The 14791-nt window shown below is 72.9% G+C and carries 13 protein-coding genes; 10 read left to right on the forward strand and 3 right to left on the reverse strand.

The features are described 5' to 3' along the window. Positions 1 to 78 precede the first annotated feature (78 nt). From ABGB14_RS15440 to ABGB14_RS15470, 7 genes are all read left to right on the forward strand, one after another. Positions 79 to 2436: a protein kinase gene (locus tag ABGB14_RS15440; protein WP_347644317.1), complete on the forward strand. Its 2358-nt coding sequence runs from the start codon at positions 79 to 81 to the stop codon at positions 2434 to 2436. A 77-nt stretch (positions 2437 to 2513) separates the two neighbouring features. After that, a complete protein-coding gene (locus ABGB14_RS15445) occupies positions 2514 to 3086 on the forward strand; it encodes a TetR/AcrR family transcriptional regulator (RefSeq protein ID WP_347644318.1) in 573 nt (190 codons plus the stop codon). Between the two features lie 51 nt (positions 3087 to 3137). After that, positions 3138 to 4334 (forward strand): Cmx/CmrA family chloramphenicol efflux MFS transporter, encoded by a 1197-nt coding sequence (locus ABGB14_RS15450; RefSeq protein ID WP_347644319.1) that lies wholly within the window; start codon positions 3138 to 3140, stop codon positions 4332 to 4334. Next, complete coding sequence (locus ABGB14_RS15455) at positions 4331 to 5146, forward strand: MOSC N-terminal beta barrel domain-containing protein (RefSeq protein ID WP_347644320.1); 816 nt, start codon at positions 4331 to 4333, stop codon at positions 5144 to 5146. Before ABGB14_RS15450 ends, ABGB14_RS15455 begins: the two co-directional genes overlap by 4 nt. Before the next feature lie 66 nt (positions 5147 to 5212). Then, the gene (locus ABGB14_RS15460) at positions 5213 to 6490 is read left to right on the forward strand and encodes an MFS transporter (protein ID WP_347644321.1); all 1278 of its coding nucleotides are present in this window, start codon (positions 5213 to 5215) and stop codon (positions 6488 to 6490) included. A 68-nt stretch (positions 6491 to 6558) separates the two neighbouring features. Next, the gene (locus ABGB14_RS15465; protein WP_347644323.1) at positions 6559 to 6936 is read left to right on the forward strand and encodes a hypothetical protein; all 378 of its coding nucleotides are present in this window, start codon (positions 6559 to 6561) and stop codon (positions 6934 to 6936) included. Beyond that, on the forward strand, positions 6933 to 7268 hold the full coding sequence (locus ABGB14_RS15470) for a transcriptional regulator (RefSeq protein WP_347644325.1): 336 nt from the start codon (positions 6933 to 6935) through the stop codon (positions 7266 to 7268). The genes ABGB14_RS15465 and ABGB14_RS15470 overlap by 4 nt, the downstream gene beginning before the upstream one ends. Before the next feature lie 73 nt (positions 7269 to 7341). Here ABGB14_RS15470 and ABGB14_RS15475 read toward each other — a convergent pair whose 3' ends face one another. Beyond that, a complete protein-coding gene (locus tag ABGB14_RS15475; RefSeq protein ID WP_347644355.1) occupies positions 7342 to 8901 on the reverse strand; it encodes a bifunctional 3'-5' exonuclease/DNA polymerase in 1560 nt (519 codons plus the stop codon). Between the two features lie 63 nt (positions 8902 to 8964). Continuing rightward, a complete protein-coding gene (locus ABGB14_RS15480; RefSeq protein WP_347644356.1) occupies positions 8965 to 10404 on the reverse strand; it encodes a metallophosphoesterase in 1440 nt (479 codons plus the stop codon). Between the two features lie 295 nt (positions 10405 to 10699). Between ABGB14_RS15480 and ABGB14_RS15485 the strand changes: the two genes are divergently transcribed. After that, positions 10700 to 10990 carry a tetratricopeptide repeat protein gene (locus ABGB14_RS15485; RefSeq protein WP_347644326.1) on the forward strand — a complete coding sequence of 97 codons (291 nt, stop codon included), beginning with the start codon at positions 10700 to 10702 and terminating at the stop codon, positions 10988 to 10990. Positions 10991 to 11054: 64 nt separating this feature from the next. Here ABGB14_RS15485 and ABGB14_RS15490 read toward each other — a convergent pair whose 3' ends face one another. Further along, positions 11055 to 12626: an FAD-binding oxidoreductase gene (locus ABGB14_RS15490; RefSeq protein WP_347644357.1), complete on the reverse strand. Its 1572-nt coding sequence runs from the start codon at positions 12624 to 12626 to the stop codon at positions 11055 to 11057. 31 nt (positions 12627 to 12657) lie between these two features. On the opposite strand from ABGB14_RS15490, the gene ABGB14_RS15495 reads away from it, so the two are divergent. After that, positions 12658 to 13191: a helix-turn-helix domain-containing protein gene (locus ABGB14_RS15495; protein ID WP_347644327.1), complete on the forward strand. Its 534-nt coding sequence runs from the start codon at positions 12658 to 12660 to the stop codon at positions 13189 to 13191. A gap of 51 nt (positions 13192 to 13242) precedes the next feature. Beyond that, positions 13243 to 14754 (forward strand): FAD-dependent oxidoreductase, encoded by a 1512-nt coding sequence (locus tag ABGB14_RS15500; RefSeq protein WP_347644328.1) that lies wholly within the window; start codon positions 13243 to 13245, stop codon positions 14752 to 14754. Positions 14755 to 14791 lie beyond the last annotated feature (37 nt).

Here is a 14791-nt window from a genome sequence, read left to right on the forward strand (position 1 = left end):
TCAGGCGGATTTCTCAGTGGCAATCTGCAAGTAGCGTGAGAACGCACGTGACGGATGAGGCGAGATGGGGGCGGGAACATGGCAGCCGACCGCTTGCTCAGCGGCCCCGGCGCGGAGGGAGGCCCCCCGAGCGGCACCCCGCAGAGCCAGGGCCGCCTGATCGGCCGGCGCTACCGGCTGATGTCGCCGGTCGGCAGGGGCGGCATGGGCATGGTGTGGCAGGCCCACGACGTCCTGCTCGACCGGGACGTCGCGGTCAAGGAGCTGATCCTGCCGTACGGCCTCGACCACGCGGGCAAGCAGGTGGCGCACCGGCGCATGCTGCGCGAGGCCAGGTCGGCCGCGCGGCTGACGCACCCCGGCATCGTGACCGTGCACGACGTCGTCGAGGAGGACGGCCGCCCCTGGATCGTGATGGAACTGGTCCGCGCGTGGTCCCTGGAGCAGGCCGTACGCCAGAGCGGGCCGCTGCCGGTGATCCAGGCGGCCGAGATCGGCATCAGGGTGCTCGACGCGATCCGGCACGCCCACGCCGCCGGCATCATGCACCGCGACATCAAGCCCGGCAACGTCCTGCTGACCTCGGACCGGGTGGTGCTGACCGACTTCGGCATCGCGGCCATCGAGGGCGACGTGACGATCACGCAGACCGGGCTGCTCATGGGGTCGCCCGCGTACATCCCGCCGGAGCGCCTGTCCGGCCAGCCGATCACGCACGCGGCCGACCTGTGGTCGTTCGGGGCCACGCTGTACGCCGCCGTCGAGGGGCGGCCGCCGTACGAAGGGCCCGACCCGATCGCCGTGCTCGGCGCGGTCCTCACCCAGGACCCGATCAGGCCGCAGCGGGCCGGGGCGCTGATGCCGGTGATCGAGGGCCTGCTGCGCAAGAGCCCGGCGGAACGGCTGACCTCCGCCCAGGTCATCGAGATGCTGGAGACGGTGCTGGGCGCGCACGGCTCCGCCAGGCCGCGCCCGCAGGAGACCCCGCCTGGGACGCTGCCGGGGACCCCGCCTGGAACGCTGCCCAGCCAGGCCGACCCGACGCCGGCCGTGCTGCTGCCGCCGCTGGAACACCCCTCGGGGCCGATGCCGTCGCGGATCGTGGAGACGCCCTCGGGGCCGGTGCGCGTGCCGTACGACCCGATGAGCAGCCCGTCGGGCGGCTACTCGATGCCCTATGACGGGATGACGAGCCCGTCGGGCAGCCACAACACCGACCGGTTACCGCCGGCGCAGGGGTTCGAGGCGTTCGGCGGCCCGTCGGGGGCACAGCGGCCGGGCAGCGGCCCGCCCTCACCCGGCGGCCCGCTTTCACCTGACGGCGGCCCTTCCCTGGGCGGCCCTTCGTCCTCGGGCGGCTTCCCCGTGGCCGGCGCCCCGCCCTCGCTCGACCCTTCTTCCCCGCTGGGCGGGCCCTCGTCCTCAGGCGGCTTCCCCGTGATCGGCGCCCCGCCCTCGCTCGACGGCTCGCACGCGCCCGGCGGCCCTTCCTCGCTCGGTGGCCCGCCTGCACAGAGTGGCGCGTCCTCGCCCGGCGGACCGGACCCCTTCGGGACGTACCCGTCCGTGGACGACTCCGCCGACGGCATGGACGCGTCCTCAGGACCGCGGCCCCGGCCGATCCTGCCGCTGACGTCCGACAGCCGTACGTCCGGCGCCACCCCGTGGCCGCTGGCCTCCCCCGCCGACCTGCACGAGCAGTCACGCGGCCTGTCGCACGACATCGGCCGCAGCCGCCTGGCCACGCTGCCCGGCCCCTCCCCGCGCACCGGCACGAGCAGGCGCAGGAGCGAGGACGACGGCGGCGGCGCGTGGATACGCGACGGCCGGCCGACGCCGCTCACGTTCATCAGCGCGATCGTGGCGGTGGCCGTCGTCGCGGGCGCCGTGATGATCGTCCTGTCCGGCGGATCATCGCAGGAGCCGGCCGCGGTCACCGCCGCGACCGCGTCCCCCACCGCCACGACGAGCGCTCCGGCCGCGGGGGGCGAGCCGTCCCCGGTGCCGGAGGGCTACGAGGAGCACACCGCCGCCGGGTTCGCGGCCGGCGTGCCGGAGGGCTGGAAGCCGGCGAAGGCCGACGGCAGGACCACGTTCGACGGGCCGGAGGACTCCGGCATGCGGATCGTGGTGGAGCGGGTGACGCCGCAGGCCGACGGCGGGTTGTCCCGGCTGAGCAGGGAGGAGTCCGAGGGCGGCAGGGAGAGCTACATCCAGGTGCAGTTGCGTGCCGTGTCCTACCGGGGATGGAAGGCCACCGACTGGGAGTACACCTACACCACCGCCAACGGGGTCCCCATGCACGCGCTGACCCGATACGTCACGATCGACGACACGACCGGGTTCATGATCACGTTCGACCTGCCCGAGCTGAAGTGGGACGACCAGGCCGGCACGCGCAAGGTGTTCCTCGACACGTTCCGGCGAAGCACCTGACCTCGGCGCGACGGCGGGTCTCACCGTGAACCCCCGGATATTGCACTGGCCGTTCCAAAACTGGTAGCGTGCCGGGCATGGCGCGACCGAGGACGTTCGAGGAGGACCGTGCGGTCGAGGCGGCCATGCGCGCGTTCTGGGGCGCGGGCTACGAGAACACCTCGACGCAGGCCCTGTGCGCGGCCACCGGTCTCGGGCGCAGCAGCATCTACAACACCTTCGCGAGCAAACGCGATCTGTTCCAGAAGGCGCTGCGCCACTACATGGACGGGCGCAACGCCAGGCTCGCCGAGCTGATGGAGTCCGACCTGCCCGCCAGGGAGAAGGTCGGCACCGTGCTGGGGTGGGCGGTCGAGCCCGATCCCGAGGAGCCGGCCGGCTGCCTGGTGGTCAACTCGCAGGTCGAGATGGCCCGTCACGACCCGGCGGTCGCCGAGTTGCTGCGGCTGGACTACGACAAGCGGGTGCGGATGATCCGCGGGGCGATCGAGGCCGGCATCTCCCGGGGCGAGATCGACGCGGGCAAGGACGCGCTCGCCCTGGCACACTTCGTCGTCGCCACGGTCAGCGGCCTGCGCGTGGCCGCCTGCGGGGGCGCCGGCCGCGAGACCCTCGCGTCCGTCGCACGAACCGCGCTGGACGCGTTCTGACTTTTTCGCGCCCTAATTTTGTACTGATCATTCTAAATTGGAGGAATCGCCATGCCCCTGGCGGTCTACATACTGGGCCTGTCGATATTCGCGCAGGGCACGTCGGAGCTCATGCTGGCCGGGCTGCTCCCGGAGATGGCCCGCGACCTGCACGTGTCCGTCCCCGAGGCGGGGCTGCTGATCTCGGCGTTCGCCATCGGGATGCTGGTCGGCGCTCCCGTGCTGGCCATCGCCACGCTGCGCTGGCCACCCCGTACGGCGCTGCTGACGTTCATGCTGGTCTTCGCCCTCACGCACGTCGTTGGCGCGATGACGGCCGACTACGCCGTCGTGTTCGCCACCCGCGTGGCCGGCGCCTTCGTGTACGCCGGTTTCTGGGCCGTGGCGGCGAGCACCGCGATCGGCCTCGTGCCCGCGAACGCCCGCGGCAGGGCGATGAGCATCCTGGCGGGCGGGCTGACGGTCGCCACCATCATCGGCTTGTCCTCGGGCACCGTCATCGGCCAGCATCTCGGCTGGCGGGCCGCGTTCTGGGCGGTGGCCGGGCTGTCGGCGCTCGCCGCGGTGGGCGTGTTCGCCACCATCCCCGGCGGCCGTCCCGAGGCCGGGGCTCGGCCCCGCGTGCAGGATGAGCTGCGCGCCATGCTGAACCCGCCGCTCTGGCTCGCCTACGGCACGATCGCGCTGACCACGGCGGCCCTGCTGGCCTCCTTCAGCTACCTGAGCGTCCTGCTGACGGGCACCACGGGCCTGGCGCCCGCCTGGATTCCCGCCGTCCTGGCCCTGTACGGGGTCGGCGCGCTGATCGGCATCACGATCGGCGGCAGGACCGCCGACGCGCGGCCGTTCCTCGTCCTGTTCACCGGGGTCACGGGCCTCATCGCGACCTCCGCCGCGCTGGCCGCGTCCGCGGCCGTGCCCGTCCTCGCCATCGTGCTGGTCTTCCTGCTCGGCGCGTTCGGATTCGGCACCAACCCGGCGCTGAACGCCCGCCCCTTCGCCCTCGCCAAGGCCGCTCCCACGCTGACCGCCGCGATGAACGTCTCCTCCTTCAACGTCGGCATCACCGTGGGCCCCTGGCTGGGCGGGCTGTCCATCGGCGCGGGATTCGGCTACCCGTCCGTCGCCTGGATCGGCGCCGCCATCGGGGTGGCCGCGCTCGGCGCGGTCGCGCTGGCCGCGTACCAGCACCGCAGGAGCGCGTCCCCGCAGGCCGCGCCGATCAGTGAGATACGGTCTGCCGTATGAAGCTGGGGAACATCCGCTTTTATCCCATCAAATCGACCACCGGTCATGACGTCGATGAGGCTGAGGTGCAGCCGTATGGTCTGGCAGGCGACCGGCGCTATCTCGTCACCGACCGCAACGGCGACCTCCTCACCGCGCGCGAGGAGCCGGCGCTGCTGGCCTGCGTGGCCGAGCTCGACGGCGACACCCTCACGCTGACCGGCCCGCACGCCGCCCCGCTGCCGGTCGTCCCGGCCACCACGATGTCCACGGTGAAGGTGGGACGCACCCCGGTGGAGCTCACCGACTGCGGCGACGACGCGGCGCGGTGGTTGTCGGAGCTCGCCGGGCAGCCCGTCCGGCTCAAGTGGCTCGACGACCCGACCCGCCGCCCGGTCAATCCGGCGTACGGGCGCCCGGAGGACCGCGTGAGCCTGGCCGACGGCTATCCCCTGCTGCTCACCACCAGCGCCTCGCTCGCCCAGCTCAACGACTGGATCGCGGAGACGGCGCTCGAACACGGCGAGGAGCCGCCCGCGCCGCTGCCCATGCGCCGGTTCCGGCCGAACGTGGTGATCGACGGGGTCGACACCCCCTTCGCCGAGGACGGGTGGAAGCGGCTGCGCATCGGGAACGTCGGCTTCCGGGTCACCAAGGGCTGCGACCGCTGCGTGCTGACCACGATCGACACCGCCACGTACACCAAGGGCAAGGAGCCCCTCAGGACGCTGGCCAGGCACCGCAAGTGGGACGGCAAGGTCTGGTTCGGGATCAATCTGATCCCTGACGGGCCCGGACGCATCGTTGTGGGCGATGCCGTCACGATCCTCTGAATATCGCGGAAATAAGAATTCTGTCGTCTTTGTGGCGGTGTTGGGGGGTTATGTCAGACTTCACTGGTGACCAGTGCCCCCATCCAGCCCGCGACGCTGCCCTCTGACCGGATCCCGAGCATTCAGCGTCGCACCCTGGCCGTTCTCTCCGCGACGCAGATCGTGGGCGGCGTGGGCGTGGCGGTCGGGCTGGCGCTCAGCTCGGTGGTCGTGGACGAGCTGTCGGGATCCACGGTGATCAGCGGCTTCGCCGGCACGGCCACCGTGGCCGGCGCGGCACTGCTGGCCCTGCCCACGGCCAGGGCATCGGGCAGCGGCGGGCGGCGTGCCGGCCTGTCGCTCGCCTATCTGGCGGCCCTGGCCGGCTGCGCGATCTCCGTGGCCGCCATCACCCTGGGCTCGTGGCCGCTGCTGCTGGTGGGGCTGGTGCTGGTGGGCGGCGGCAGCGCCGGCAGCCTGGCGGCGCGCTACTCCGCCACCGACCTTTCCCCGAAGGGCCGCTCCGCCCGGCACCTGTCGCTGGTCGTCTGGGCCTCCACCATCGGCTCCGTGGCCGGTCCGAACCTGGCCGAGCCCGCCGACGAGATCGGCATGCGGCTGGGGATGGCGGCGAAGGCGGGGCCGTTCGCGTTCGCCGCGCTGGCGTTCGCCCTGGCCCTGCTCATCATCCTCGGGTTGCTCCGGCCCGACCCGCTCAAGCTGGCGCGCGGCCTGCTGGACGACACGCAGGACAAGCCCGCGCCCGGCCGCAACCGGACCATCAGGACAGCCTGGGAGACGCTGCGTACGACCCCGATGGCCCGCACGGCGCTGATCATGATCGCGATCAGCCACACCGCGATGGTGTCGGTCATGTCGATGACCCCGGTCAAGCTCCACCACGACGGCTCCAACCTGGACGTCATCGGCCTCGTCATCAGCCTGCACATCGCCGGCATGTACGTGCTGTCGCCGGTCGTCGGCTGGCTGGCCGACAGGGCGGGCAAGCTGCCGGTGCTGGTGCTCGGCATGGCCCTGCTGCTGTGCGCGGCCACGCTGGCGGGCACGGCTGGGCACCGGGTGTGGCAGGTGACGGCGGCGCTGGTGCTGCTCGGACTGGGCTGGTCGTGCGGCCTGGTGTCGGGCTCCGCCCTGGTCACGGAGTCCGTCCCGCTCCCCCGCCGCCCCGCCGTGCAGGGCCTGTCGGACCTGCTCATGAACGTCTGCGGCGCCACGGGCACGATCGTCGCCGGGGCGATCGTGGGGATGCTCGGCTACGGCATGCTCGGCCTGGTCGTCGGCGTCATGGTCGCCCTGGCCGGCTGCTGGCTCGTCACCGTCTGGCGCCGCACCCCCACGGGCTAGCGCCGCAAAGGCGGCACCCGCCCGCGGTCGACACCACTCGCGACGCGCTGCGCCTCGCCCGGGACGCGATGGGAGCAGCCCGCGCCCGACCTGCGGCTCCCGCCTGGTACGCACCGGCGCGCGGGTTGCTGTTCGCCGCCGCATTCGGGCTGCTGCTCGGCCCGTGGACCGATCAGGTTCCGTTCCTGGCCGCCGGCCTGCTCGCCATGCTGGCGTTCCTGGGCGTGCACGCGGCGGTGGTCAGTCGTGGAGGGGTCATCACCATGCCCGGCGGCACGATCGGACAGCGGGTGCTGCGCCAGCTGATCCCGGCCGCCGCGTTCGGCTTCGGCTGGCTGTCGGCCATCCCGTTCGGACAGGCCGGAGGCGCTCTTGCCTCCGCCGTACTGGGCGGTGCGGCGCTCTGGGCGGTCACCGTCCGGGAAGAAGGCGAGGCCCGGCCATGAGAGCCGAACACGATCCGCCGCCGGCGCTGGACGAGTCGATCCAGCACCCCACGCGGCTGGCTGTCATGGCCTTCCTGTCGGGGTGCCTGGAGGCCGAGTTCGCTGCGGTCCGTGACTACGCCCGGATCTCCGACGCCAGTGTCAGCCGGATCGTCTCCGCCCTCCAGGACGCCGGCTATGTCAAGGTGCGCAAGGGCTATGTCGGCAAGCGTCCCCGCACCTGGCTCTCCCTCTCCCCCGAAGGTCGCCAGGCTCTCGCCGGCCACCTGGACGCGCTCCAGAGCATCGCCGAAACGGCGAGGCGGACCGCCGCCGGCCCGACGCCGGATTGACGATCCCGTAGGCCGGGCCGGCAGTGCGGGGACAGCCGCCCCGCGCGGGAGATCGGCGGTGCCGTGCGGTTGTCTATTTGGCGTCGGCGTAGGAGGTGACCGCCACGGCCTCCATGGGGAAGCGCACCGGCGTCTGCCCGAACAGCAGCCTGCTCGCCTCGGCCGCCGCCGCGGACACCGCCGCCATCACCTCGTCGGCCTGCTCCAGCGGGCAGTGCACCATCACCTCGTCGTGCTGGAAGAACACCAGCCGGGCCGGCTCGGGCAGCAGCCCTCGCAGCACCGCCATCAGCGCCAGCGCCCACTCGGCGGCCGTGCCCTGCACCACGAAGTTACGCGTGAACCGCCCTCGGTCCCTGGCCGCCCGCCCGCCCTCGGGCCCCGACACCAGCTCCTTCCACCGCGCCGACGGGGGCGGGCAGGTGCGCCCGAGCCAGGAGCGCACGAGCCGCCCCTCCTCGCCCGCCTTCGCCGCGTCCTCGACGAACTGGTAGGCCTTGGGGAAGCGCTGCCGCATCACCGTCAGCAGCTTGGACGCGTCGCCGCTGGTGCCGCCGTACATGGCCGACAGCATCGCGATCTTGGCGTTGGCCCGCTCGCCACCGAACGACTGCGCCAGCGCCGCGTAGAGGTCGATCTCCCCCGCCGCCCTGGCCAGCCCTCCGTCACCGGCCATCGCCGCCAGCACCCGCGGCTCCAGCTGGGCCGCATCGGCGACGATCAGGCTCCACCCCTCGTCGGCCACCACCACCCGCCGCATCACCTTGGGGATCTGCAGCGCCCCACCGCCGCTGGTGGCCCACCGCCCGGAGACCACCCCGCCCACCACGTATTCCGGGCGGAAGCGGCCGTCGCGCACCCACTGGTCGGCCCACGCCCACCCGTGGGCGCTGAACAGCCTGGCCAGCTCCTTGTAGGCCAGCAGCGGCGCCACGGCGGGGTGGTCGACGCGTTTCAGCTCCCACGACCTGGTCGTCTTGAGCGTCACCCCGGCGCCCTTGAACGCCCTGACCAGTTGCTGCACCGAGTCGGGGTTGACCGGATGGCCGAACGCCGCCGCCACCTCAGAGGCCAGTGCCTGCAGCTTGGCCGGCCGCATGCCGTGCACGGGCCGCGGGCCGAGCAGCTCGGTCAGCAGCTCGTCGTGCACGTCCGCGCGCCAGGGCATGCCGTCGTGCGCCATCTCGGCCGCGATGAGCGCCCCCGCGGACTCCGCGGCGACCAGCAGCCGGAACCTTCCTGGCTCGGGCAGCGCCGCGACGCGCCCGAGCTGGCCGGCCAGCACCTCCGCCACCGCCTCCGCTCCGAGCGGCTCGGGCGCGAAGAGCGTGCCGGGCGCGCTCGGCTCGTCATCGGGCACCGCCAGCCCGTGGAGCCTGGCGTGCGCGGCCCTGGCGGATCGGGCCTCGCCGTGGCGGCCCTCGTGCGCCAGCAGCAGCCCTTCGGTGAGCGCGATGTCATGGCAGCGCGCGACCCGCACACCGGCCGCCACCAGGGGCGTGTAGTCCTCCCTGGCGTCGGCCCAGACCCAGCGCGGGCGCTCGGCCGCCTCGAGCTCGGCGACGGCCCGCGCCAGATCGGCGGGACGGCGAGGGGAGCCACCGACCGGGAGCAGCGTCTCTCCCGCGACCACGACATGCACGTGGTCAAGAGTGCCAAACGCCTCCGACAAAGCCGGGAACGGGCCGGGAACGGCTCACGCGAGGCTGATGCGCACCTCGTCCTCCAGCGGCGGATCCAGCTCCTGCCCCAGGCACCCGGTGGCGGCGAAGCAGCGCAGGGTCAGCTCGCCGGGCGTGACCGTGACGTGCATCAGCTGCTTGAAGAAGGGCGGGGTGTCCCAGTCGGACAGCTCGGACAGGTAGCGGTGGAACACCTTGTCGACGGGCAGCCTGAACGGCCACGGCCAGGCCCCGAGCAGCCGCGCCGCCCACCGCATCCTGCGGGTGATCGCGACGGTGCCCTCCGGTGTCCTGACCGGCCGGTTCTTGACGTGCTCCGACATGACGCACGCGGCCTCCGCGGGCGTGAGGTAGAGCCACTTCATCCGCAGCCTGGTGGCGTAGAGCTGGCTGTAGAACGACAGCGAGTCGCCGCGCAGCGGGTAGCACCTGAAGTCGTCCTCGTGCACGCCGGCCACGTCGACCCGCTCGATGGTGTGCGTCGCGTGCATGAACGCGCCGCCGCCCCCTGACACGACGTACTGGATCACCCGGTCCCCCACCTTGACCGGATAGCGCTGGTAGTTGTGCACGTCGCCGCCGATGACCGCGACGTACCGGTGTGCGGGGTCGCGCACGATGTCGTCGATCGTGCCGCCTTCCTCCAGCGGTGACGGCTTGTAGGCGTTGGCGGTGTAGATGGGCTTGCCCGTCACGAGGATCTTGGGCCGGGGGTCTGCCGAGACCCGCCGCAACCACGCCGTCTGCCCCTTGTCGATGTTGTTCCTGATGCCGGTGTCGACGCCGACGATGAGCAGGTGGTCGCTCTCGATCGCCCAGTACGGCCCCGGCTGCGTCGCCTGCTGGGCCGGCCTGCCCCTGAGCTGCCGCGCCTCGGCCAGCCGTTCCTCGTCGATCGGCTCCGGCTTGCGCCACAGCAGTCCGCGGATCCCGCGGTCGGGTTTCGGCTTGAGCTCGGCGTCGCAGAAGACCCGCATGAACCCGCCGAGTCCGTCGTACCAGTCGTGGTTGCCGGGGATGGCGTAAATAGGGGCGTCATAGTCCTTGTACGGACGGAAGAACTTGTCGTCGTACTCGTTGCCCGATCCTGTCGGATAGACCACATCGCTCGCGATGACCGCGAACGACGTGCCCTGCCCGAGTTTTAACATCCCCGGAACAACGGCGTACTGAGAAGCATCTCCCTCCCCCGTATCACCGAGCAGCAGAAAACTGAAATTCCCCGCTACAGGTGCCTTGATACGAAATTCCGGATCAATCCCGCGCGCTTCCTGACCCGCCACCCACCGCGCCCGCACCTGCCCGGACGGATCGCCGAACAGCCCCGCGAGCACCTCGTTACGCGAGCGCCACAACGTCCGCGGATTGAGCCAGCTGAAACCCCGCCTGTCCGGTCTGAGCTGCGAGAACGTCCCCACCTGCGGGCACGCCCATCCGGCGCCCGCCTCCGACACCCGCGAGGAAAGTTGCTTTGCGCGTTCGGCCGCGACATCCACCATGACCACATTTCTACCGCGATCTACCGATCACGCATCCTGAACGCTCCGTGCAGACAGGGACGCGGAGGGTGCACCATGGTGTACCCTCACCCCCCAAGCAAGCGGTTGGGACCGCCGAGGGGAGGCTCCCATGACCCGTAACGGCCCTGATGACGCGACCCGCAGAGGCACATCCGAAGTGGACGCCATTGAGGGTTTACTGGCTTATGCCCAGACTCACCCCCGGTGGGGTCGGTCGGCGTTCAAGAGCATGAGCGAAGCCATCGCCAGGAGCCGGGTTCTGTTCGGGGAGTCGCCGGAGGAATATTCGGGCCTGCTGGCCCGCTGCCTGGTCGCGGGAGCGAGGCTGCTGCTCCGGCGCGGGCGGCCCGCGGAGGCGCTGCCGCTGGCCGAGGAGGCGGTGGCGCTCACCCGTTCGGCGGGCGGCGCCCCGCTGGTGGCTTCGCTGTACCGGCTCGCCGCCGTGCTGGAGGCCCTCCACCGCTACAGCGAGGCCGCGGCGCTCGTGGCCGAGGCCGACCGGCTCCTCCGGCCCGACTGACGCCACCGCCGGTGCCCGCCCCGGCGTGCGCGGCCGGGACCGGCGCCGCGGCCCGAAGGGCACGTCACGCCGGTTCGACCGGCGGGACGAGCACGCCGGGGTTGAGGATGCCCGCGGGATCCAGCCGGCTCTTGACCGCGTCCAGGACGCTCACACCGACCGGACCCAGCTCGGCCGCGTACGCGTCGCGATGGTCGCGGCCGACCCCGTGGTGGTGCGTGATGGTGCCGCCCGCCTCGACGATGGCCGCGTTCACCTCCGTCTTGGCCCGCTCCCACTGGGCGACCGGGTCGTCGTCCTGCGGGGTCACGACGGTGAAGTACAGCGAGGCGCCGGTCTCGTACGCGTGGGAGACGTGACACATGACGAGCGGCGAGCCGAGCGCCCCGAGCAGCGCGAGCCGCACCGCGTCGTAGAGGCGCGGCAGGTTCGCCCAGAACCCGGCCGTCTCCAGCGTCTCGACGGTGGCGCCGGCCGCGAGCAGCGAGTCGCGCAGATACGGCGCCGAGAACCGGCCGCGCTCCCACGCCTCGCCGGGACCCGCGCCGAGCGGTTCGCCGCCCAGCCGCGCCAGCACGGCGGAGACGGCCTGCCGCCGCCCGGACTCCGCGGCGCCCTCGTGACCCGCGATCAGCAGGCAGCCGGAGCCGCCCGAGCCGATGGCGTCCGGCTCGGCCAGGCCGACCATGGTCTCGGTCTCGTCGGACAGCCGCAGCACGGCCGGCATGAGCCCCTCCTGCGCCAGCGCCCGCACGGCGGCGGAGCCGGCCGCGAACGACGCGAACCGCCACCCCTCGTAGCGGCGCTCGGCGGGCGCGCGGCGCACCCGCAGGCGCAGCGACGTGATGACGCCGAAAGCGCCTTCCGAGCCGAGGACGAGTTGCCGCAGGTCGGGCCCTGCCGCCGATCTGGGGGCGCGGCCGACGTCCAGGGTGCCCGCCGGGGTGGCGAGGGTGAGGCCCATCACCATGTCGTCGAAGCGCCCGTATCCGGCGGAGGCCTGGCCGCTGGATCGGGCGGCCGCGAAGCCGCCGAGCGTGGCGTACTCGAAGGACTGGGGGAAGTGCCCGAGCGTCAGCCCGCGCTCGGCGAGCAGCCGCTCGGCCTCGGCGGCCCGCACGCCCGGCTCGAACTCGGCCACCATCGACTCCGTGTCGACCGACCGCAGCCGGTCGAGCCTGGCCAGGTCGAGCGCGACGACTCCGGCGAATCCGGCGCGGGCGGCCGCGAGCCCGCCCACGACCGAGGTGCCGCCGCCGAAGGGCACGACCGCGATCCGCTCGGCCGAGCACAGCCGCAGCAGCTCGGCCACCTCCTCGTGCGAGCCGGGCAGCACCACGGCGTCGGGCGCGTCGGAGCCGTCGCCCGCGCGCATCCGCAACAGGTCGGGGGTGGACTTTCCGCGCGTGTGCCGCACGCGGGCCTCGTGCGTGGTCAGGACGTGCTCGGCGCCGGCCACCCCGGCCAGCGCCTCGACCAGCGGCCCCGGCAGGGCGACCGGCGGGACCCGCACCGCCTCCAGCGCGGCGGCGGGGACGGCGGGCGCGCGCACGCCGAGCAGGTCGTGCAGGAGCGTGCGGATCTGCTCGGGCAGCTCCCGGGCGCGGGCGGGATCGCCCCATCCCGACCACGACATGGGTTCTCCAGGCATGGGTACACTGTGACACATGACGTCGATTCGTCACAACGACGGGGTGCTGGACGCCGCCCGCGACTGCGTGCTGGCCTACGGGGTGCGCAGGACGACCCTCACGGACGTGGCGCGCAGGGCCGGGGTGTCACGGATGACGCTCTACCGCCGCTGGCCCGACGTGCGCACGCTGGTCGCCGACGTGATGACCAGGGAGTGGGTGCGGGTGATCGCGGAGCTGGACATGTCCGATCCGGTCCGCGCGGTCGTCGCCGGTGTCAGAGGGCTGCGCGCGCACCCCTTGTGGCGCAAGATCGTGGAGGCGGACCCCGAGCTGCTCCTCCCCTACCTGCTCGACCGGCGTGGGGCGACCCACGAGGCCGTGCTGGAGGTGCTGGAGCGGGGCTTCGGCGATCCGCGCAGGGCCAGAGCCGTGCTGCTGGTGGCCCAGTCGTTCCTGCTGTCCGCTCCGACCATGCTCGGCCCCGTGACCGCGGACGACCTCGACGACGAACTCACCGCGTTGCTGGAGGGATACCTTGACCGCCGAGAGAGCCGAGAGAGCAGCTGACCGCGCCGCCGCCGCGGCCCTCACCCCGCGCGCGCGAAGGAGGGCGGGCTGATGGGCACGCCCGCCCCGGGGAGTTCGCTGAACGCCCGCAGACGGGCCCGCGAGCTGCGCCGGACGGCCGAGGAACGGGTGGACGTGCTGGTGGTGGGGCTCGGCGCGACCGGCGCGGGCGCCGCGCTCGACGCCGCGTCCCGAGGGCTGAGCGTGGCCGCGATCGACGCCCACGACCTGGCGTTCGGCACGTCCAGGTGGAGCTCGAAGCTCGTCCACGGCGGGCTGCGCTACCTCGCCAGGGGACAGGTCGACGTGGCTTACGAGAGCGCGGCCGAGCGCGGCATCCTGCTCCGCACCACGGCTCCGCACCTGGTCAAGGCGCACCCGTACGTGCTGCCGCTGACGCCCGCGGTCTCGCGGCGGCAGGCGGCCATGGTGGCGGCCGGCTACCGGATGGGCGACGCGCTGCGGGGCGCCGCCCGCACGCCGCGCCGCCTGCTGCCAGGTCCCACGCGGCTCACGGCTGCCCGCACCCGCACCCTGGCGCCCGTGCTCAGCGGCGACGGCCTGCGCGGCGCGCTGCTGTCGTGGGACGGGCGGCTGCTCGACGACGCGCGGCTGGTGGTGGCGATCGCCAGGACCGCCGCCGCCCGCGGGGCCCGCGTGCTGACCCGCTGCCGCGCCCTGCGGCTCTCGGAAGCGGGCGCGGACGTACGCGACGAGCTGACGGGCGAGGAGTTCACCATCCGGGCCGGAGCGGTGATCAACGCGACGGGAGCGTGGGCCGGATCGCTGGATCCGCAGGTGAGGCTGCGCCCGTCACGCGGCACCCACCTCGTTCTCTCCCCCGGCACGCTGCCCGGGCTGATCGCGGGCCTGCACGTGCCCGTCCCGGGAGAGAGCAACCGGTTCGCGCTCGTGCTCCCCCAGCACGACGGGCGCGTGTACGTCGGGCTCACGGACGAGCCGGTGGACGGGCCGGTGCCGGACGTCCCCGAGGCGCCGGAGGAGGACGTCAGAACGCTCCTGGAGGTGCTGAACGGCGTTCTTGAGGCCCCGGTGACCAGAGAGGCGGTTGCGGGCGCGTACGCGGGCCTCAGGCCTCTCCTGGCGGCCGACGGGCGGACGGCCGACCTGTCCCGGAGGCACGCCGTCCTGTCGGGCGGGGGCGTCGTCACGGTCGTCGGGGGCAAGCTGACGACATATCGCCGCATGGCCGAGGACGCGGTGGATCGGGCGGTCTCGGACAGGAGGCTGCCGGGCGGCCGGAGCCGTACGAAGAAGATCCCGCTCGTGGGGGCGGGCCCGCAGCCGTCCGGGGTGCCGATGCGGCTGGCCGAGCGGTACGGCGCCGAGGCGCAGGCCGTGCACGAGCTCGTCAAGGCGCACCCCGAGGAGGTCGGGCTCGGCATCACCAGGGGCGAGCTGCTGTGGTCGGTCCTGCACGAGGGCGCGCTCGACGAGGGCGACCTGCTGGACCGGCGGACCAGGATCGGCCTGGTCGAGCGGGACAGGGAGCGCGCGCTGCCCGCGACACGGGACGTACTGCGCGGAACACCCCCCGCCTGATGGCACCAACCCGTTAGATTAGGCTTACCTAATCTGG

Source organism: Nonomuraea sp. B10E15 (genome assembly GCF_039871615.1).
Classification (GTDB): Bacteria; Actinomycetota; Actinomycetes; order Streptosporangiales; family Streptosporangiaceae; genus Nonomuraea.

What these genes read in the sequence shown, in the direction of transcription:
- ABGB14_RS15440 (WP_347644317.1), top strand. Translation starts at nt 79, where the DNA reads ATGGCAGCCGACCGCTTGCTCAGCGGCCCCGGCGCGGAGGGAGGCCCC.
- ABGB14_RS15445 (WP_347644318.1), top strand. Translation starts at nt 2,514, where the DNA reads ATGGCGCGACCGAGGACGTTCGAGGAGGACCGTGCGGTCGAGGCGGCC.
- ABGB14_RS15450 (WP_347644319.1), top strand. Translation starts at nt 3,138, where the DNA reads ATGCCCCTGGCGGTCTACATACTGGGCCTGTCGATATTCGCGCAGGGC.
- ABGB14_RS15455 (WP_347644320.1), top strand. Translation starts at nt 4,331, where the DNA reads ATGAAGCTGGGGAACATCCGCTTTTATCCCATCAAATCGACCACCGGT.
- ABGB14_RS15465 (WP_347644323.1), top strand. Translation starts at nt 6,559, where the DNA reads ATGGGAGCAGCCCGCGCCCGACCTGCGGCTCCCGCCTGGTACGCACCG.
- ABGB14_RS15470 (WP_347644325.1), top strand. Translation starts at nt 6,933, where the DNA reads ATGAGAGCCGAACACGATCCGCCGCCGGCGCTGGACGAGTCGATCCAG.
- ABGB14_RS15485 (WP_347644326.1), top strand. Translation starts at nt 10,700, where the DNA reads ATGAGCGAAGCCATCGCCAGGAGCCGGGTTCTGTTCGGGGAGTCGCCG.
- ABGB14_RS15490 (WP_347644357.1), bottom strand. Translation starts at nt 12,626, where the DNA reads ATGTCGTGGTCGGGATGGGGCGATCCCGCCCGCGCCCGGGAGCTGCCC.
- ABGB14_RS15495 (WP_347644327.1), top strand. Translation starts at nt 12,658, where the DNA reads ATGACGTCGATTCGTCACAACGACGGGGTGCTGGACGCCGCCCGCGAC.
- ABGB14_RS15500 (WP_347644328.1), top strand. Translation starts at nt 13,243, where the DNA reads ATGGGCACGCCCGCCCCGGGGAGTTCGCTGAACGCCCGCAGACGGGCC.